Origin of the sequence: Chryseobacterium panacisoli, assembly GCF_008274625.1 — a bacterium.
Taxonomy (GTDB): domain Bacteria; phylum Bacteroidota; class Bacteroidia; order Flavobacteriales; family Weeksellaceae; genus Chryseobacterium; species Chryseobacterium panacisoli.
Window position 1 is genome coordinate 2,159,306 of record NZ_VTRU01000001.1, and the last position, 19,324, is coordinate 2,178,629.

Annotated in this window: 18 protein-coding genes, 7 tRNA genes and 1 other RNA gene; 10 read left to right on the forward strand and 16 right to left on the reverse strand. The window is 36.5% G+C overall.

The window, feature by feature from the left end:
• Window positions 1-3: 3 nt before the first annotated feature.
• The 13 genes from FW781_RS09665 to rpsU all read right to left on the reverse strand — a co-directional run bounded on the left by FW781_RS09665 (window position 4) and on the right by rpsU (window position 6,189).
• On the reverse strand, window positions 4-1,245 hold the full coding sequence (locus tag FW781_RS09665) for a TolC family protein (protein WP_149387199.1): 1,242 nt from the start codon (window positions 1,243-1,245) through the stop codon (window positions 4-6).
• A gap of 217 nt (window positions 1,246-1,462) precedes the next feature.
• Window positions 1,463-2,827, reverse strand: coding sequence for a sensor histidine kinase (locus tag FW781_RS09670; RefSeq protein ID WP_149387200.1), 1,365 nt, complete (start codon window positions 2,825-2,827; stop codon window positions 1,463-1,465).
• Complete coding sequence (locus FW781_RS09675) at window positions 2,828-3,508, reverse strand: response regulator transcription factor (RefSeq protein ID WP_047379264.1); 681 nt, start codon at window positions 3,506-3,508, stop codon at window positions 2,828-2,830.
• Between the two features lie 254 nt (window positions 3,509-3,762).
• Window positions 3,763-3,834, reverse strand: a tRNA-Thr gene (locus FW781_RS09680).
• A 40-nt stretch (window positions 3,835-3,874) separates the two neighbouring features.
• Window positions 3,875-3,947: transfer RNA gene (locus FW781_RS09685), tRNA-Gly, on the reverse strand.
• An 84-nt stretch (window positions 3,948-4,031) separates the two neighbouring features.
• Window positions 4,032-4,112: transfer RNA gene (locus FW781_RS09690), tRNA-Tyr, on the reverse strand.
• A 20-nt stretch (window positions 4,113-4,132) separates the two neighbouring features.
• Window positions 4,133-4,206 (reverse strand) — tRNA-Thr (locus FW781_RS09695).
• 89 nt (window positions 4,207-4,295) lie between these two features.
• A tRNA-Gly gene (locus FW781_RS09700) sits at window positions 4,296-4,368 on the reverse strand.
• An 87-nt stretch (window positions 4,369-4,455) separates the two neighbouring features.
• Window positions 4,456-4,536 (reverse strand) — tRNA-Tyr (locus FW781_RS09705).
• Window positions 4,537-4,555: 19 nt separating this feature from the next.
• A tRNA-Thr gene (locus FW781_RS09710) sits at window positions 4,556-4,629 on the reverse strand.
• A gap of 109 nt (window positions 4,630-4,738) precedes the next feature.
• The gene (locus FW781_RS09715; protein WP_047386085.1) at window positions 4,739-5,029 is read right to left on the reverse strand and encodes an HPF/RaiA family ribosome-associated protein; all 291 of its coding nucleotides are present in this window, start codon (window positions 5,027-5,029) and stop codon (window positions 4,739-4,741) included.
• Window positions 5,026-5,913, reverse strand: a complete 888-nt coding sequence (locus FW781_RS09720; RefSeq protein ID WP_149387394.1) for a tyrosine-type recombinase/integrase — start codon at window positions 5,911-5,913, stop codon at window positions 5,026-5,028. The genes FW781_RS09715 and FW781_RS09720 overlap by 4 nt, the downstream gene beginning before the upstream one ends.
• A gap of 78 nt (window positions 5,914-5,991) precedes the next feature.
• Window positions 5,992-6,189 carry a 30S ribosomal protein S21 gene (rpsU, locus tag FW781_RS09725; RefSeq protein WP_047379266.1) on the reverse strand — a complete coding sequence of 66 codons (198 nt, stop codon included), beginning with the start codon at window positions 6,187-6,189 and terminating at the stop codon, window positions 5,992-5,994.
• 269 nt (window positions 6,190-6,458) lie between these two features.
• Between rpsU and ssrA the strand changes: the two genes are divergently transcribed.
• The 6 genes from ssrA (at window position 6,459) to pyk (ending at window position 12,023) form a co-directional block, all read left to right on the forward strand.
• Window positions 6,459-6,857: a transfer-messenger RNA gene (gene ssrA, locus FW781_RS09730) on the forward strand.
• A 984-nt stretch (window positions 6,858-7,841) separates the two neighbouring features.
• Complete coding sequence (locus FW781_RS09735; RefSeq protein WP_002976354.1) at window positions 7,842-8,081, forward strand: acyl carrier protein; 240 nt, start codon at window positions 7,842-7,844, stop codon at window positions 8,079-8,081.
• A gap of 34 nt (window positions 8,082-8,115) precedes the next feature.
• Window positions 8,116-9,360: a beta-ketoacyl-ACP synthase II gene (gene fabF, locus FW781_RS09740; protein ID WP_047379275.1), complete on the forward strand. Its 1,245-nt coding sequence runs from the start codon at window positions 8,116-8,118 to the stop codon at window positions 9,358-9,360.
• Window positions 9,361-9,369: 9 nt separating this feature from the next.
• Window positions 9,370-10,134 carry a ribonuclease III gene (gene rnc, locus FW781_RS09745; RefSeq protein ID WP_149387201.1) on the forward strand — a complete coding sequence of 255 codons (765 nt, stop codon included), beginning with the start codon at window positions 9,370-9,372 and terminating at the stop codon, window positions 10,132-10,134.
• The gene (locus FW781_RS09750; RefSeq protein WP_149387202.1) at window positions 10,112-10,585 is read left to right on the forward strand and encodes an IPExxxVDY family protein; all 474 of its coding nucleotides are present in this window, start codon (window positions 10,112-10,114) and stop codon (window positions 10,583-10,585) included. The genes rnc and FW781_RS09750 overlap by 23 nt, the downstream gene beginning before the upstream one ends.
• Window positions 10,578-12,023: a pyruvate kinase gene (gene pyk / locus FW781_RS09755; RefSeq protein ID WP_047386077.1), complete on the forward strand. Its 1,446-nt coding sequence runs from the start codon at window positions 10,578-10,580 to the stop codon at window positions 12,021-12,023. The genes FW781_RS09750 and pyk overlap by 8 nt, the downstream gene beginning before the upstream one ends.
• Window positions 12,024-12,203: 180 nt before the next feature.
• Here the strand turns inward: pyk and FW781_RS09760 are convergent, their stop codons facing one another.
• The 3 genes from FW781_RS09760 to hutI all read right to left on the reverse strand — a co-directional run bounded on the left by FW781_RS09760 (window position 12,204) and on the right by hutI (window position 15,865).
• Window positions 12,204-13,496, reverse strand: a complete 1,293-nt coding sequence (locus FW781_RS09760; protein WP_149387203.1) for an aldehyde dehydrogenase family protein — start codon at window positions 13,494-13,496, stop codon at window positions 12,204-12,206.
• Between the two features lie 136 nt (window positions 13,497-13,632).
• Window positions 13,633-14,553: a formimidoylglutamase gene (hutG, locus tag FW781_RS09765; protein ID WP_149387204.1), complete on the reverse strand. Its 921-nt coding sequence runs from the start codon at window positions 14,551-14,553 to the stop codon at window positions 13,633-13,635.
• A gap of 88 nt (window positions 14,554-14,641) precedes the next feature.
• Window positions 14,642-15,865 carry an imidazolonepropionase gene (hutI, locus tag FW781_RS09770; protein ID WP_149387205.1) on the reverse strand — a complete coding sequence of 408 codons (1,224 nt, stop codon included), beginning with the start codon at window positions 15,863-15,865 and terminating at the stop codon, window positions 14,642-14,644.
• 258 nt (window positions 15,866-16,123) lie between these two features.
• Here hutI and ruvB point away from each other — a divergent pair, with 258 nt between their 5' ends.
• Genes ruvB through coaE form a run of 4 tightly spaced genes read left to right on the forward strand, consistent with a single transcriptional unit; the run spans window position 16,124 to window position 19,320 of the window.
• Window positions 16,124-17,146 (forward strand): Holliday junction branch migration DNA helicase RuvB, encoded by a 1,023-nt coding sequence (gene ruvB, locus FW781_RS09775; RefSeq protein WP_047425136.1) that lies wholly within the window; start codon window positions 16,124-16,126, stop codon window positions 17,144-17,146.
• A gap of 43 nt (window positions 17,147-17,189) precedes the next feature.
• Entirely contained in the window at window positions 17,190-17,801 is a 612-nt protein-coding gene (locus FW781_RS09780) for an FMN-binding negative transcriptional regulator (RefSeq protein ID WP_149387206.1), read from the forward strand.
• A 13-nt stretch (window positions 17,802-17,814) separates the two neighbouring features.
• The gene (locus FW781_RS09785) at window positions 17,815-18,681 is read left to right on the forward strand and encodes an MBL fold metallo-hydrolase (RefSeq protein WP_149387207.1); all 867 of its coding nucleotides are present in this window, start codon (window positions 17,815-17,817) and stop codon (window positions 18,679-18,681) included.
• 9 nt (window positions 18,682-18,690) lie between these two features.
• On the forward strand, window positions 18,691-19,320 hold the full coding sequence (coaE, locus tag FW781_RS09790; RefSeq protein WP_149387208.1) for a dephospho-CoA kinase: 630 nt from the start codon (window positions 18,691-18,693) through the stop codon (window positions 19,318-19,320).
• Window positions 19,321-19,324: the final 4 nt, after the last annotated feature.

Here is a 19,324-nt window from a genome sequence, read left to right on the forward strand (position 1 = left end):
ATGTTAATAGAAGATTTTCGTTTGTACTAGTTGATTAAGCTGTTCTGCTGACTGCATGATCTCATTTTTCATATCATAGATCTGCAGGGCAGTTTCTCGGTAGCTGTCCATAAAGTCTGTGAATTCAATCAGATTGACATTTCCTTTTCTGAAATTGTTAAGCATTCCGTTGTATACAAGATCCATATTCTCAAGATCTGTAGTTTTGATGTCCAAAAGCTGGTCATATTGAGCTTTCCAGGTTTTATAAGCAGACTGAACTTTTGTCTCCAGAGTCAGTTTCTGAAAGTCAGCATTTTTCTGATTCTGCTGAATAGCATAATTTGCCTTTACCACATTTCCCTGATTCGCTTTCCATAAGGGCAAAGGAATTCCTAAGGTAAGGTTTGCTTCATTATTAAAAGTTCCGCCTGCCTGATCCCATGCAGCACCTACTGTTACATCCGGAACATTCAGGGATTTTTGCCATTGTGCATATAATTTGCTGTTATCAATGAGTTTCAGATTGTATTGGTAATCAGCATTATTTTCCAGTGCTTTGCTTTTCAGTTCCTCTTCATTTCCGAAAGGCTGTGCTGCCAGAGATTCTTTAGCTTCAGCTTCAGACATTGTTGGTTCTATTTCTTCCGAAACTCCTGTTAAAACTTTCAGGTTCTGTTCAAAATCCAGAATATTTTTATTAATCTCCAGCTTATCATGATTCAGCTGGATCACAATACTCTGCAGCCTTACAGCATCTTTAAGGGAAACATTTCCTTTTGCGGACTGCACACGATAAGCGCTTAAAAGATCATTCATATACCCTAACTGCTTATTAGTGTTCTCCAGTTTTAGTTTTTCATAATAGAGATTGAAATAGGCAGAACGAAGCTGAGACCTTAAATCCGCCAGGAGTTGGGAAAACTGAAGCTGAGCAAGTTCTTTATTGGATTTGGCAAAAGCAATTTCGTTTTTCTTTTTCCCACCCATATAGATCAATTGAGTAATTCCTGCTCCTTTTGAGTGTCCCACATCAAAAATCTTTTTGTCCTGAGGATTGTAAGCATTGAACTGTCCGCTTAGTTGTGGTAATTCCCAGATTTTAGCCTGCAGAATATCTGCATCAGCCAGATTGATGTTATATTGTTCGGCGAGCAGCTGGAGGTTGTTCTTCTGAAAGGCTTCTTCGCAATCCAAAAGAGACATCTGCTGTTGTGCTGCCATGAATGAGGAAACGGCGAGACACAGCACTGCAATTCTGTTCATTATTTTTCTTTTTAAATTACAAAATTGCTCTGATGCTATTAAAAGAAACTTAAATGACGCTTAAAAAAATATTAAAATCTCTTTCTACAGGACGTTTCAAAGAATGAAATAACAATTGAATAAATATTTTATTCTCCAATCGTTGACTTTTTATTCAGAAATTCAATCCGGAGTTTAACAAAAAAGCAACTGTTTTGAGACGAGTTGCTTTTGAAGATTATTTCTTAAAAATTAGAGTGAATTTATTAATATATTCTTCAGGGGAAGAGTATATGATATCAGCATCATGATATTCCAGAATCCTTTTGACAATTCTGAGTCCTAAACCCGATCCCGCAATATTCTGGGCATTATTTCCTCTTGTGAAAGCTTCAAACAATTTAGCCTGCTCATCTTCAGAAATAGTATTTCCATGAGAAAGAACTTCCACAGAAAGGTTATCATTCGTTTCGGTAATCAAGACATTCACTTCTGAGTTGTCAGAATATACTGCTGCATTTTTAAAGAGATTGATAAAAACAATAACCAATAGTGACTGAATTCCCTTTATCATCAGAAAAGCATTTTCGGAACTCTCTTCATTAATCAGAAAATCCAGTTTTAGCTGTGGATAACTTTTCTCTACCGCTTCAAAAGCTTCAAAGATGACTTCATCAATCCTTACTTCTTCATAAATACTCTGGATGTTTTCTTTATCAAATTTTGTAAGCAGTAAAAGTGAATTCGTTAAATCTGATAACTGGTATACATCCCGTTGAATCTGTTGCAAAGAAGACAAGGTTTCGGGAGAATGTTCTTCAAATTTTATGAGGTTCTCCAGCTGAAATGCCATTCTTGTAATAGGGGTCCTGATCTCATGGGAAGCACTCGCCGTAAAATCCTTTTGTGACTGAAATACATCATCCAGCCTTCCGATCATTGTATTGAATGATCTTGCCAGCACACTGACTTCATCATTAGAATGCTCAACAGGAATTTGTGTTGTAAGTTTATGGGCTGTCACCTCAGAAATCTCTTTGTTCAGATCTTCCAGCGGGCGAAGGAATTTTTCCACAAAATAATAACTAAAAAAGCCAATAAGAAGGGTACTCATGACATAAGCGGTGATCAGAAGGTATTTCAGGTACCCCAGCTTCGATTTGCCATTGGTATCAAAAGCACTGGTAAGAATATAATAGTCTTCACCATTAATCGTCCTGAGTGCAGCATAAATTTCCGGAACTGTTCTTTCCGTATAGATAATCTTCTTTTTATCCAGTTCTTTAAGCATCGCACTGTCCCAGGTGACATTCCGGTCCTTGATTGTACTGTAGATCAGCTCTTTTTTTTCGTTGAAAATTAAAATCTTTTCATTCAAGAGAATATTGTCTGAATTTTCATTGAAGAAAACCGGAGCTTCCTCCTCAAAGTCTTTTGATTTTGAAATGAAATGGGAAGTGAATTCAAGTCTCTGCCTGAAACGTTCTTTAAATTCATCTCTTCTGAAATCGTTAAAAGATAAATAAATGACCGCCATCACCATCCCAAAAAGTAATGAAAAGGCGATACTGATCGTTAAGGCTATCTTTCTTTTTAAAGACATTTATAATGGGCTAAGGTAATATCCGAAACCTGAACGGGTATGGATCAATTTAATTTTAAAATCTTTATCAATCTTTTTCCTCAGGAAATTGATATAAACTTCTACAGTATTGGTATTCGTATTAAAATTATGTTCCCAAACATGTTCTGTGATCTGCTGTTTTGAAACCGTTCTTCCCTGTGCTTCCGCAAGATAAACCAGCAGTTGAAATTCTTTTAATGTAAGAGTGATTTCATTTCCTCCACGATAGACCTTCTGCTCGGTTTTGTTGATAATAAGATCATCAATCCTGAGAATATCCTGATCTGAATTATCGGAAGGTGCTTTTCTTCTCAGCAGCGAATTCATTCTTAAAAGAAGTTCTTCAAACTGAAAAGGCTTTACCAGATAATCATCGGCCAGCCTTGTGAAGGCATCCTTTTTATCAGAGATATCCCCATAGGCAGAAATGATAATGATCGGCGTATTCTTATCAAAAGAACGGATTGTCTGGCAGACATCAAGCCCATTTATCTTAGGAACATTTATGTCAAGCAAATACAGTTCGTAAGTATTATTTTTTATCTGGCGGAGAAAAGTCTCTCCGTCATAAATTTTATCACAGTTAAAATTATTTGATTCTAAAAATCGGCAAAGTTCTGCAGACAAAATGAGATCATCTTCTAATAAAAGAATATTCATCAAAATTTATTTTACACGAATTTAACGAAAATTTTATGATTGTGATTCTAAAGATGAAGTAAAAATTTCCGGGACATCAAAGCACTCTATACACAATAGATAAAAAGTGGTCTAAGGGAAGAAACAGGATAGAATTAATTTATGATTTGTTTAAGCAGCTGTTTAACTGTAATACTCCTTCAGTAACAAAATGACTTCATTCTTCGTTTAAAAAAACAGAAAAAAAAATCCCGAAAAAATTCGGGAAAATCAAGAGCCAACTACGGGACTTGAACCCGTGACCTCTTCCTTACCAAGGAAGCACTCTACCGCTGAGCTAAGTCGGCATCAACTAAAAAAATCACACTAAGTAGCGTGATTTTTTTGAGCGGAAGACGGGGGTCGAACCCGCGACATTCAGCTTGGAAGGCTGACGCTCTACCAACTGAGCTACTTCCGCAATTTTGTTTCCAAAACTATTGGTAAACGCTGTGCAAAACTAAGAAAACTTATTTAATTTTGCAAGTTTTTATAATATAAAATGTGGGGAGAGCAGGATTCGAACCTACGAAGCCGAAGCAACTGAGTTACAGTCAGTCCCATTTAGCCACTCTGGAATCTCCCCAGATATTTTATATTAAAATGAGCCTCCAGAGGGATTCGAACCCACGACCCCGAGATTACAAATCACGTGCTCTGGCCAACTGAGCTATGGAGGCATTTTAATAAAAAGACTGAAAGTGATTGAGAGAATCTACTCTACACATTTCAGTGTTAAAAAAAACACTCTTATTGAGGTATTTTTTTGAGCGGAAGACGGGGGTCGAACCCGCGACATTCAGCTTGGAAGGCTGACGCTCTACCAACTGAGCTACTTCCGCAATTTTGTTTCCAAAACTATTGGTAAACGCTGTGCAAAACTAAGAAAACTTATTTAATCTTGCAAGTTTTTTTATAAAAATATAAAGTGGGGAGAGCAGGATTCGAACCTACGAAGCCGAAGCAACTGAGTTACAGTCAGTCCCATTTAGCCACTCTGGAATCTCCCCAAAAAGTTTATATTTTATGAGCCTCCAGAGGGATTCGAACCCACGACCCCGAGATTACAAATCACGTGCTCTGGCCAACTGAGCTATGGAGGCAAATATAAAAAAGAATTCAAAAGATCGCTGTTCCTTTTTTGCGAGTGCAAATATAGAACGGATTTTTTGAATTCTCAAATTTTTTATAAACTTTTTTGAACTTTTTTTTCTACGCCATTTCTTTTTTCTTGATTAATAGCTTTTTAGCAGTATCAACGCAAAGGTCCAGACTTTCTTCAAAACTTGCAGATGTCTTTTTTACTACAATATCATCTCCCGGAACCGCCAGAATAAGCTCAGTTGTTTTGTTTACTTTATCAGCGTTATTTTCTACTTTCAAAAATACCTTACACTCCTGAATCTTGTCATAGAAGGTATCTAATTTACTTACTTTTTTGTCAATGTGTGACTCTAGTGGTTCGTGTGGAGTTAAACCAATTGATTGTACTGAAATCTTCATAATTCTTCTTTTTTTGAAGCTCGAGGGTGAGCCTGATTAAACACTTTTTTCAATTGTTCAATATTAGCATTCGTGTAAACCTGAGTACTGGCAAGACTGGAATGCCCTAATATTTTTTTCACTTTGGAGATCTCCGCCCCATTATCCAATACGTGAGTAGCAAAGCTGTGACGAAGGATGTGAGGACTTTTTTTTTCTTTCGTTGTTATAAGACTAAGGTACTTATTAACTACCACATAAACAAATTTTTCGTTGAGTTTTTTCCCCTTCTTATTTACAAAAAAATATGATTTAAATTCTGTCTGTGGATTTCTTATTTCCAGATAACTCTTAAGAAGTTCAGACAGTTCACAGGAAATAGGAATTACCCTTTCTTTATTCCCCTTTCCCATTACTTTTAATTCATTTTCATATAAATCAACATGCTCAAATATCAGGCCACAAAGTTCCGCTTTACGCATACCTGTCTGATAAAGAACTTCCATGATACATCTTTCAAGCACATCATGTAGCTGTTCAAAAATTCTATCATTAAGATCCGCCATTTCTTCTTTAGACATAGGGATCTGTTTTTCAGCATAAAACTTCAGGGAAGAAATCCCTTCAGTGGGAGAAACTTTTATTTCACCTATTTTTAAAAGAAAAAGATAAAAACTCCGGAGAGAAGATAATTTTCTGTTGATACTTCTTTTGGAAATATTATTTTCACTTAGTTCAACAATGAAATTTCTGATGATTTTTTTGTCAGCCTTGGTCAGGTTGTCGGAAGATTCTGTTCGGAGAAAGAAATGAGAGAAGTCTTCAAGGTCTTTTTTATAGCTTGTAACAGTATGGGGAGAGTACCTTTTTTCGAATTGTAAGTATTCTAAAAATTTTTCAAGCATCATAGGTATAAAAATAAAAATTCACTCCTCAAATATAAGAATTTAAGAAGTGAATTAATATATGGTTAAGAAAAAATCTTAAGCCTGCTCTTCTTTGCTAAGTGCTCTTTGTTTGTAAGCAGCTTTTAACCTTGATTGTCTCAAAGTTACAGAAGGCTTGATAAACGCTTGTCTAGATCTTAATTGACGAACTGTACCTGTTTTATCAAATTTTCTCTTGTATTTTTTTAAAGCTCTGTCGATGGATTCACCATCTTTTACTGGAATTATTAACATATTTTACATCTCATTTTGGATTGCAAAACTAGACAATTTTTCTTACAACACAAAATATATTATCATAAACAATCGCTCTCCTATTTAAAGATTCTCAAAAAACCCAGTATTAAAAGCAGTTAACACACAGTAATATTTTTATCCACAATGACTAAACATTCAAATTATAACGACTTCAAATTATTCACTTCGACACCGTTTTCACTAAAAAGCACCTACATTAATGAAATGTAAACAAAAAGCACTATCTTTGCATTCACTTTATTTACGGGGTTGACTGGTTTCGACAGCAAGACCAATGGGTAAGTAAGCATGCAGAGAACCGTGGCGCGATCTCTTTAATCCCTTGCTACAAAACTTTAACTGGCAACGAAGAGTTCGCTCTTGCAGCTTAATATCGAAGTATAGTAGATCAAGCGTTTTCCTGAAGATAGTAAGGAAGCAAGATATCTCACAAATGCTCTGTTCTGCGGCGTTTGATCCTGAGATATAGGAATGCGGGAATAAGATTTTAGATGCTTCGGCTAAAATTCGAAAACTTTAGAAGATAAGCTGGAAGTTGGGTGTCTACTCTCTGCCTCCAGTCGAAAACCAATGGTAGAATAAGCATGTAGAAATCTTATGTATTGCTTGTTTGGACGAGGGTTCGAATCCCTCCAACTCCACCAAAAACCGCTTAGTTAATCTAAGCGGTTTTTTATTTTCAAATTTTTTCCGCAGAACTCAACTATTCCCAACATTTAAATTGGAATACATTGATCAGCTAATCCATATACTTAAACCTACATATTAATAAAAAGAAAATTAATCCTTCCAAACCTATAGCTCTATTTTTTCAAAACTAATTACACCATTAAAAGACATCTTATTAATCCCTTTTTTAGCACTATTATTCTAAACTTTAAATTGCCCTGAAGATAATGACATACACCTGATAAATAAGAAGATAAATCTACAATCCTTACCCCAATTAAGCATTTCAATCCACCACCCTGGATACACGGCGTTTGGCCATAAAAACAACACAAGAACACTCCTATTCAACATATAAAATTCACCCGGAATGATCTTATTTCATTACCTCAATGATCAGATAACAAATCATAAACTACAAACCTGATATAGGCAGTTGAAAATGAAAGAGCATCAAGTACATTATACAACATACATACTTATAGACTAACTTTCAGACCTATTGCCCCATATACAGTGAGAATAAACTTAGAGTGTAAAAACCAATGATATAAGTAATGGTAAGTGTTCCAGATTTTCCGCACCAATTTATTATACTCAAGAAAAGAATTAACGAACTTCAAAAAAACTAGTTTTATATATTTCCGGAAAAAAATCTAATTATAAGATCTGATTTACTATGAGAAATAATTTTGAGATTACTCATTAGGGTTTATTCACATAAGATAAAATTACGCTTAACCTCAAACTTTCTTATTATTATAAAACACACCATCATTAGTCAATTTTGATTTTATCTTTTGATAATCCACACCAAATATAACCTCCTGAAAACTAAAAGACTAAACCGAAACAATTTAAAATGAAAGCTTCCAGCCCACAAAAAAGGCTAAAAAAATGTTTTATCGTAAAGAATTTTATATATTTGCACCATCTAACAATTAAAAAAATAATTTACTATGTCAGACATTGCATCAAGAGTAAAAGCTATCATCGCGGATAAGCTTGACGTTGAAGAAACAGAAGTAACTCCTGAAGCTAGCTTCACTAACGATTTAGGAGCTGATTCACTAGATACAGTTGAGTTAATCATGGAATTTGAAAAAGAATTTAATATTCAGATCCCTGATGACCAAGCTGAAAAAATTACTACTGTAGGACACGCTATCGCTTACATCGAAGAAGTAGTAAATAAATAATATTCTTCAACAAAAAAGAAATTAAACAAAGTTTATGGAATTAAAAAGAGTAGTTGTAACCGGATTTGGAGCAATAACACCAATAGGAAATAATGCAAAAGAATACTGGGAAAATCTTGTAAAAGGTGAGAGCGGTGCCGCTCCGATTACTCTTTTTGATGCCACAAACTTTAAAACAAAGTTCGCTTGCGAAGTGAAAAATTTCGATCCGTTACAGCATTTCGATAAGAAAGAAGCTAAAAAAATGGACCGAAACACTCAATTGGGGCTTGTTGCTGCCAGAGAAGCAGTAGCACATTCTGGAATTATTGAAGACAATGTAGATAAAAACAGAGTTGGAGTAATATGGGGTTCAGGAATCGGAGGTTTAGAGACTTTTGAAACTGAAGTGTTAGGATGGGCCAATACGGAAATTCCAAGATTCAACCCGTTCTTTATCCCAAAAATGATTGCGGATATCACTCCGGGACACATCTCTATCGAGTACGGTTTCCACGGACCTAACTATACTACTGTATCTGCATGTGCTTCTTCTGCAAATGCTATAATTGATTCCAAAATGCTGATCCAATTAGGAAAAGCAGACGTGATTGTGTGCGGAGGCTCTGAAGCAGCCGTTACAGCAAGTGGTGTCGGTGGATTTAATGCAATGATGGCACTTTCTACAAGAAATGATGACCCTAAAACAGCTTCGAGACCTTTTGACAAAGACAGAGATGGATTTGTATTAGGAGAAGGAGCAGGATGTATTATTCTTGAAGAATATGAGCACGCGGTAAAACGTGGTGCTACAATTTATGCGGAATTATTAGGAGGAGGTTTAAGTGCTGATGCACATCACATGACCGCTCCTCACCCTGAAGGCCTTGGTGCTTATCTGGTAATGAAGAGTTGCCTGGAAGATGCAGGTTTAACTGCTGATGAAGTAGATCATATCAATATGCATGGTACTTCTACTCCATTAGGAGACATCGCAGAATCCAATGCAATCTCAAGATTATTAGGCGAGCATGCTTATGACATTCAGATTAATTCTACAAAATCAATGACAGGCCACCTTCTTGGTGCAGCAGGTGTTATTGAAGCTATCGCTGCATTGGGAACTATTATTCATGGTACTGTTCCTCCTACCATCAACCATTTTACTGATGATGAAAATATTGACAGCAGACTAAACTTTACGTTTAACACTGCTGTGAAGAAAGATGTAAAAGTAGCCATGAGCAATACTTTTGGATTTGGCGGGCATAATGCTTGCGTTCTATTTAAGAAAATCTAAATTCAATGAATGGAGTTACAGAAATACTTTTCTAAATTCCTTCTCAAAAAAAGAAAAAGACAATTAACGGAGAGAGAGTATTTTCTCAGTACCGAACTTAATAAAGTTTTAGGTACAGAGGTACAGAATATAGCTCTTTACCGCGAGGCTTTTTCTTTGAAAAATTCTTCTAAAAATCAAGACAGCAACTACGAAAGACTTGAATTTTTAGGAGATTCTGTTTTGGGTACAATTATTTCTTGTCATTTGTTCCAGACCTATCCTCAGGCTAATGAAGGATATCTGACACAGATGAAATCTAAAATTGTTAATAGGAAAAACCTCAATAAATTAGGCGAAGACCTCAAGCTAACCAACCTTTTGCAAAAGCAAAACAGTTCTTCCGCTTTGGGTGAGAATATCTCCGGAAATTTATTCGAAGCCCTTATTGGTGCCATTTATTTAGATTTCCATTATGATACCTGTAAAAGGATTATTTTGGAAAGATTGCTGACCCCTTCCGAAATCAACAAGCTTGAAAACAAAATTGTAAGCTATAAAGGTCTCCTGCTCGAATGGAGCCAAAAGAAGAAGGTCAATATAAAATACGAAACCTGCGAAGAAATACAAGCTAATAAATCTGTGGTATTCCGATGTCACGTATGGCTGGGTGAAGAAAAAATTGCCAATGCAACGGAAACTTCCAAGAAAAAAGCAGAGGAAAAGGCAGCACAAAGGGCATTTTATATTTTAAATAAAAAAGAAAATATACTTGGAAATTCAAAAACTTTATGATCTTGATGATATAGAATTTGAAGATATTGCCATAGGATTGGTAAGATTAGCAAAAGAAGTACCAGCTCATGAGTTTTTTTACAAAATAAATCAAGCCAACAATCTCAGTTTTTCAAGAAAAAAAGATCTTGTCTTTCATGGAGGATATTATGATTATTTTTTTCCACGATTTGAGGCCTACCACAAGTTTTCCAAGACCTGTTTTACCTTTATTTCAAATAAATCTTCTGAAAGTAAGCAAAAAAAAGTTCAGACAGAACTCTTTACAGAAGAAGAAAACATTAAATTTTTATTAAATAATCAGGTAGATGTGGAATATATTCTGCATAGTTCGGAACAGTTTCCTGATTTTTCCGTAATTTTGCTCCCTGAAAATCTTGTGTTTCCAATTCAAGATTATACACTGAGTTCTGATGAGGAACTTTATCAAATTATCCAGTATTATGAATAAGTATTTAAAGAAGACAAAAATTATCGCAACACTAGGACCTGCTTCATCATCGAAGGAGGTAATGTTAGATTTAATGAAAGCGGGTGTTGATATTTTCAGAATAAATTTTTCCCATGCAGATTACGACTTAGTTCGAAAAAATATTGAAATAATTAGAGAGCTAAACAGCGAGTATGGTTATTCAGTAGGAATTCTTGGTGATCTTCAGGGGCCTAAACTGAGAGTGGGAGTTGTAAAGGAAGGATCTTACCTGAATCCAGGTGATATTCTTACTTTCACCAATGAAAAGATGGAGGGAGATTCCACTAAGGTATATATGACTTATCAACAGTTTCCACAAGACGTAAAAGTAGGAGAAAGAATCCTTATTGACGATGGAAAACTAATGCTGGAAGTTATCGAAACCAATGAAATAGATACTGTAAAAGCAAAAACCATTCAAGGAGGTCCGTTAAGTTCTAAAAAAGGAGTTAATCTACCTAATACGAATGTATCTCTTCCTGCATTGACAGAAAAAGATATTCAGGATGCTAATTTCATGCTTGATATGGAGGTTGACTGGATTGCCTTGTCATTTGTTCGCCATGCTCAGGATATTATCGACTTGAAGGAGCTTATCAAAGCGCATCCAAATGGTAAATTCAAGACTCCGATTATTGCGAAGATTGAAAAGCCTGAAGGCGTTAAAAATATTGAGGAAATCCTTCTTGAATGTGACGGATTAATGGTAGCCCGTGGAGACCTTGGAGTAGAAGTTCCAATGGAAGAAGTTCCTGCGATCCAGAAAAACCTTGTAGAAAAAGCAAGATTCTATTCTAAGCCGGTGATTATCGCTACCCAGATGATGGAGACCATGATCAACAGTTTGACACCAACAAGAGCAGAAGTAAATGACGTTGCCAACTCTGTATTGGACGGAGCTGATGCCGTAATGCTTTCCGGAGAAACTTCTGTAGGCAGATATCCGGTACAGGTAGTGGAAAACATGGCCAAAATTGTAAAGAATATCGAAACCACTCATTTTTACCAACACAAAAATGAGCCAATCGAAAAAGATTATAACTGTATTGATGAGAGATTCATTACAAACAGAGTTTGTCTTGCAGCAGTAAGAATTGCTAAAACAACAAACGTTTCTGCTATTGTGACGCTTACTCACTCTGGATATACAGCTTTCCAGCTTGCAGCACACAGACCCAACTCTCATATCATTGTATACAGCGGTAACAAAAGAGTTATTACCATGCTGAACCTTCTTTGGGGTGTTCACGCATACTATTATGATATGAAGAAATCTACTGATGAAACAATCATTCAGGTAAATATGCTGACCCACAACTACGGTTATATCGAAACTGGAGACTTTGTAATCAACATCAATGCTACTCCATCATACGAAGGCGGAAAAACGAATACGCTGAGATTGACGACAGTATAAGCAATAAGCAAAATTACTTTTTGTCAAAACATAAAAAACTCCTGGAAATTGATTTCCGGGAGTTTTTGTTTATAGTCTAAAGTATACTATTAACTTATAAAGGGTACCTTGTCATTCTGAACAAAACAGAGTGAAGTGAAGAATCTCTGAAATTGGTTCCTCGAATGACATTTACACACCTTAATTACCTACAATAGTCTTAGCTGTTACGAATTCTTTTAAAGCCAATAGAGACAATTCTGTTCCATATCCTGAAGCTTTTGATCCTCCGAACGGAAAACGCGGATCAGAACTTGTCATTCTGTTAATATTGACTGTTCCGGATTCAAGGTTCTCAATGAAGAATAATTGGCGGTCTTTATTTTTAGTCCATACGGAATTGGAAAGTCCAAAAGGTATATCATTGGCCATTTGTAGGGCTTCTTCATCATTTTTTGCAATCATAACCATGCCCAGAGGTCCGAAAAGCTCTTCTTTTAAAATCGGATTTCCTTCCTGAACTCTGATTAAGCCTGGTTTAAATTCATTTTCTGAAATTCTTTCCAGAGGAATAATGATTTCTGCTCCATTTTCCAATGCTCTGTTGAATTGAGCTTCCAACTCATCAGCCAGATCGGGCCTTGCCATTCCTGCCAATTTGGTTTCTTTATCTAAGGGATCTCCAATTTCATATTTTTTATATTCTTCAATGAATATAGGGAGAAATTCATTTTCAATCTTTTCATCAATGATAAATCTTTTGGCCGCAGTACAGGTTTGCCCACAGTTTTGAAGCCTGGATTTTACTCCAGCTTTTGCAGCTTCCTCCAGATTGGCATCATCAAAAATGATAAATGCATCACTTCCGCCTAATTCAAGTAAAGATTTTTTGATATTTAAACCCGCTATTGAAGCTACCTCACCTCCGGCTTTTCCACTTCCTGTAAGGCTTACCCCTCTTACAGCATCATGTTCAAGAATTTCCTTTACTGCTTTGTGTCCCACTTCAAGATTCTGAAAAACCCCTTCCGGAAAACCTGCTTCCAGAAGTACTTCTTCTATGGCATTTCCACTTCCAAAACAAATTGAAGCATGTTTCAAAACGATTGTATTTCCAGCTAAAATTGCCGGAGTAGCAAATCTCAATACCTGCCAAAAAGGAAAATTCCACGGCATTACCCCTAAAATCACTCCTTTCGGGGTATAATGAACTTCAGAATAAGCAAATTCAGATTCTACTTTTTCTGGTTTTAATATATTTTCAGCAGCGGCATAATAATTCATCATTAAAGCACACTTTTCCACTTCAGCAATAGATTCTGAAATGGGTTTATTCATTTCTGTAGTAATTATTGTCCCAAATTTCTCCGAATTATTCTTTAAAATTTCTGCTGCTTTTGCAATTAACTTCTGCCTTTCCTCAAACGGCACTTTTCTCCACACTGAAAACGCTTTATCTGCTTTAATAAGCTTGCTTTCAATTAATTGTTCCATAATATAAATCTGTTTTAAATTCAGCTAATGAATTTATGAGCGCTTTTATTTTAAAAGCACGGTGAAATTAGCAAATTTCATTCCTTAAGGGTCAATAAAATAATGATTTTCTCTATCAGAAGAATATAACTTTATCTTACATCATTAGCCATTCATTCACAAGACATGCTGCCAGTCTTGCTGTTCGGTCCTGGATATCGAATGAAGGGTTAACTTCCGCCACATCCATGGCAACCAATTTTTTATTTTTTAAGATATGCCTGTAAAAATGCATAAAAGTTGTGTCCGCAAAGATTCCGTTGTATGCTGCAGCCGAAACTCCGGGAGCGATTGATGCATTAAAGACGTCCATACAAATTGTAAGATAGGCATAATCTACAGTATCCAATAGTTCATCAATACGTTGATAGATCGACGGAAGGTTTTCAAAAAACAATTCATCAGCCAGGATGTATTTCATTCCGTACTGATGAGCGGTATCAAAAAGCTTCAGTGTATTGGAGTTTCTCTGAATTCCAATATGCAGCGAGTTGATAGGACCTTCCTGAGCAATCTGCCAGAATCCGGTACCTGAGCTCGCTCCTACTCCTTTTTCCGGCTGCCTGTTATCAAAATGGGCATCAAGATTAATAATCCCTATTTTCTGCTCAGGAAAAGCTGTTTTAACTCCTAAATAATGAGCATATGTAACTTCATGCCCTCCACCCAAAACAAGGGATTTTCCTCCTTTTAAAAGGACTTTTGAAACATTTTTGGCAAGATTGTTCTGCGTATTTTCCAGATTACCATCATCACAGGTAATATTCCCAAAATCCAGCATTGAAAAATCAGGAAGAATCACAGGAAAGTTAGACATGTTCTTTCTGATCACATCAGGAGCTTCCTTAGCGCCCACACGACCTTTATTTCGCCTTACCCCTTCATCTACAGCAAAACCGTGCAGTACGAAATCATCCGTTGCGATATTATCGTAATTGCGTTCTTCTTTTACTCTTTGAAATATTCTGTGATGGAGAAGTTCTTCTCCGTCCAATCTGCCTTGCCAAATATTACTCATTATTCAGTCATTTGCCTATTGTAAGTATTCAATGAGCCGAAACCGGAAATGTGCTCATTGAATAACAAAGTATGGTTAATTTATAATTTTAATTTTTATTTCCATCAATATAAACAAGCTCAGCCTTTAAACTTCCTTGATTATACAGCACATTCTGGAAATTACTAGTTTTAAACGTGACAAAATCTGCTTTTTTCCCGGTTTCCAACTGTCCTCTATCCTTCAGGTTAAGGGCATAAGCTGCACGGAAAGTCATTCCTGCCAACACTTCAGCAGTGGTCAGTTTCTGGAAAGTGGCTAAAATAGACGCCTGGGTAATTAAATTTCCCATTGGGGCCGAACCTGGATTCCAGTCACTTGCAATGGCTACAATAGCTCCTGCATCTAATAATTTTCTGGCAGGAGTAAATTTTTCCCCTAATCCTAAGCTTGCTCCGGGAAGCGCTGTTGCCACAGTATCAGACTTAGCCAAAAATTCGATGTCCTCATCAATAGTTGCTTCTAAATGGTCTGCAGACTGAGCACCCACCTCTACTGCAGTTCTTGAGCTTCCGGGCGTAAACTGATCAGCATGAACGGTAATTTCAAAACCTAATGCTTTTGCTTTAAGTAAGAATTCTTTACTCTCTTCAGGCTGGAAAGCAGATTTTTCGATAAAAATGTCTACTCTGTTGGCTAATCCTTCTTCTTTTACTTTTGGTAAAATTTCAGTAATGATATAGTCAAGATATTCAGGATTGCTTCCTTCAAAGTCTCTAGGCTTTAAATGAGCCGAAAGGCAGGTAGGAACCAAGGTAGCTTTAGTTTTATTTTGTGCTTTTTTGATAATTCTAAGCATTTTCAGCTCGTTTTCAACATCAAGACCGTAGCCGCTCTTCACTTCAATAGTGGTAATTCCTAAATCAACCAAAAAGTTAATTCTCTCCACTAAAGTTTTCAGCAATTCTTCTTCTGATGCATTTCTTGTATGCTGTACAGAACTCCAGATTCCACCACCGCTTTCAGCAATTTCCAGATAGGTTTTCCCTGCATTACGCATGGCAAAATCATTAGCACGGTTTCCTCCGAAACAGATATGGGTATGTGAATCTACAAAGGCAGGAAGAACAATCTGTTCTCCTTCGATGTTTTCGATCTCTATGGTAGGATTTTCTGTTTTTAATGCTTCAAAATTTCCAACTTTCTGAATGATATTCTGATCTACTACAATTCCTCCGTCTGCAATAATTTCAAGTTGTTCATCGGAAAGTCTTCCTCTTAATGGTAAGTTAGCAAGCGTCACCACCTGCTTAAATGGTCCTATTAATTTCATTAGTTTAAAGTTAATGCTAATGTTTAGATTGAGGCTGATTCATTATCATCAATGCCTGCTCGCTAAACAATCAAAATTTTAATAATTTTTATCAATAATTTCTCCTCTCAAAAATACTTAAAATATCCCAATTATTTAAATCTTAGCCGTTCTCATTTTTAACCTTAGCCTAAACCCAGCATCAATCTTAACCTTTTCTCAATCTGCCCTTCAACCTTAGTCTAAATTTGCTATCTTTGAGGTAAATGAAATGAATTAATGCCAGATTTTTTACATCCAGATAAGGAAAACTACTCACGCGAGGAGCTGATGCAGGAAGAACAGATCCGTCCCCAGAGCTTTAAAGATTTTGCGGGGCAGAGAAAAACGCTGGAGAACCTTGAAGTTTTTGTTACCGCTGCGAAAAGACGTGGAGGAGCATTAGATCATGTTTTATTGCATGGTCCGCCAGGTCTTGGAAAAACCACTTTAGCCAATATTATTGCCAATGAGCTTGGAGTAAACTGTAAGATCACTTCCGGTCCCGTACTGGACAAACCCGGAAGTTTAGCAGGTTTATTGACCAATCTGGAAGAGAATGATGTTCTTTTCATTGATGAAATTCACCGTCTTTCTCCTGTTGTAGAGGAATATCTGTATTCTGCGATGGAAGACTACAAGATTGATATCATGCTGGAAACAGGTCCTAATGCCCGAAGTGTGCAGATTGGGCTGAATCCTTTTACCCTGGTAGGAGCCACTACAAGAAGCGGAATGCTTACCAAACCTATGCTTGCCCGATTCGGGATTCAAAGCAGACTGGAGTATTATTCTATTGAACTTTTGTCTACGATTATCCAGCGAAGTGCAAGGGTTCTGGGAGTGGTTATTTACGAAGATGCAGCGATAGAAATTGCAAGAAGAAGCCGCGGAACCCCGAGGATTGCCAATGCATTGCTGAGAAGGGTACGTGATTTCGCAGAGATCAAAGGGAACGGCGAAATTGAGATCAATATTACAAAATATGCGCTGAACTCTCTGAATGTGGATGAATTTGGATTGGATGAAATGGATAATAAGATCATGCGTGTTATGATTGAAAATTTTAAAGGAAAACCAGTTGGGATTTCCGCTTTAGCCACATCTATTGCTGAAAACCCTGAAACATTGGAAGAAGTTTATGAGCCATTTTTGATCCAGGAAGGGTTTATTATCCGAACTCCGAGAGGAAGAGAAGTTACTGACAAAGCTTACAAGCATTTAAATATTACAAGACCTAAAAACCCGGGAGAGCTTTTCTAAGTTTAAAGTTCAAGGTTTAAGGTTAATGAGAGTTTATTAATTTATGTTTATACCCAAATTATACAGAAGCGAAGATTACAACTTGATGAGAGAGATCATTAAAGAAAATTCTTTTGCTTTGCTGATTTCTTCTGTTGACAAAATCAGGGCGACTCATGCTATGATGATGTTAAATGAAGATGATCCGGAAAATGCTTATATTGAAACACATATTTCAAGAGCTAATCCACAAGCGAAAATCTTAAAAAACGGAGATGAAGTTCTTTGCGATTTTTTAGGCGCTCATACTTACATATCCAGCAGCTGGTATGATCATATTAATGTTTCCACCTGGAATTATGAAGCTGTACAGGTCTACGGAAAGATCGAACTGATGAATCCTGACGAGCTTTATGCTCATTTGGATAAATTAACGGCCAAATATGAAAAGTTTCAGCAGTGTCCAATGATGGTGAAGGATATGGGAAAAGAATTTGTGGAAAAGGAAATGAAGGGTGCTTTTGGCATTAAAATAATCCCTGACGAAATATTTATCAAGCAAAAACTTTCTCAGAACAGAAAAGAGGCTGATTATAACAATATTATCACTCATCTTGAGGGTTCTGATGATAACGCAAAAAGGATTGCAGAGAAAATGAAAGCAATAAAAAAATAATCAAAATATACATATGAAGTTATATCCAATACAATGTGGAAAATTTAAACTGGACGGCGGTGCTATGTTCGGAGTCGTCCCGAAGAGTCTCTGGGAAAAAACAAACCCGGCAGACGAAAAAAACCTAATTGAACTGGGAACACGTTCCCTGCTTATTGAAGACGGAAAAAAACTAATTCTTGTAGACTGTGGTCTTGGAAACAAACAGGATGATAAATTTTTCGGACATTATTCTCTTTTTGGAGATGATACTCTTGATAAAAATCTAAAGAAATACGGCTTTATAAAGGAAGATATTACGGATGTATTCCTTACCCACCTTCACTTCGATCATTGTGGCGGTGCCATAGAATGGAATGATGACAGAACCGGATACAGACCGGCTTTCAAAAATGCCCACTTCTGGACGAATGAAAATCACTGGCAATGGGCAACAGAACCTAATGCGAGAGAAAAAGCAAGTTTCCTGAAGGAAAATATTATGCCGATGCAGGAAAGTGGCCAGCTTAATTTTTTACCTCTCCCTACTACCGGAAATTACGGTTTCGCTCCGGATCTGAAAATGGATGTCATCTTTGTAGACGGACATACAGAAAAACAGATGCTTCCGGTCATTCAATACCAGGAAAAAACAGTCGTTTTTGCTGCAGATCTTATTCCTACAGCAGGACATATCAACCCGGTATATGTGATGGGATATGATACCAGACCTCTTTTAACAATGGAAGAGAAAGGAAAATTCCTTAAGCAGTGTGTAGATAACGAATATTTATTGTTCTTTGAACATGATGCTCATAATGAGCTGGCAAGTCTTAAAATGACCGATAAAGGGGTGAGACTTGATGAGACGTTCACGTTTAATGATGTTTTTGGATATTAATTTTAAATCATGGAAGAATTACATTCAGAAACACAACAGACTGAACCGGAACCAGCACCCAAGATCATAGGTTTAACCGGCGGAATCGGGTCTGGAAAAACTACAGTAGCCCATTTTATAGAGGAATTCGGATTTCCGGTTTATTATTCCGATGACAGAGCCAAGGCAATCGTCAACGAGAGTGAAGACCTGAAGATAAAGATCAAGGAACTTCTTGGCGAAGAATCTTATGATGAAAATGGGTTGTATGACAGAAAATTTGTTGCCAGTAAGGTTTTTAACAATAATGATCTTCTTGAGCAATTAAATGAAATCATACACCCGGCTGTACGAATTGATTTTGAAGATTGGGTAAAGAAGCAAAGCAAATATCTGGTGTTCAAAGAAACAGCATTATTGTTTGAGCTAAAACTTAACAGACAATGTTACAAATCTCTTTTGGTAACCGCTGAAGATAATATCAGGGCTAAAAGAGTAATGGACAGAGATAACAAAACCTATCGTGAGGTAGAGGCTGTTATGGAAAAGCAGATGCCTGAAAGGGATAAAATAAAAATGGCAGATTGTATCATCTACAACAATACCAATCTGGAAGAATTAAAAGAACAAACTGAAAAAGTGATCTTTGCTATTGAATAGTAGA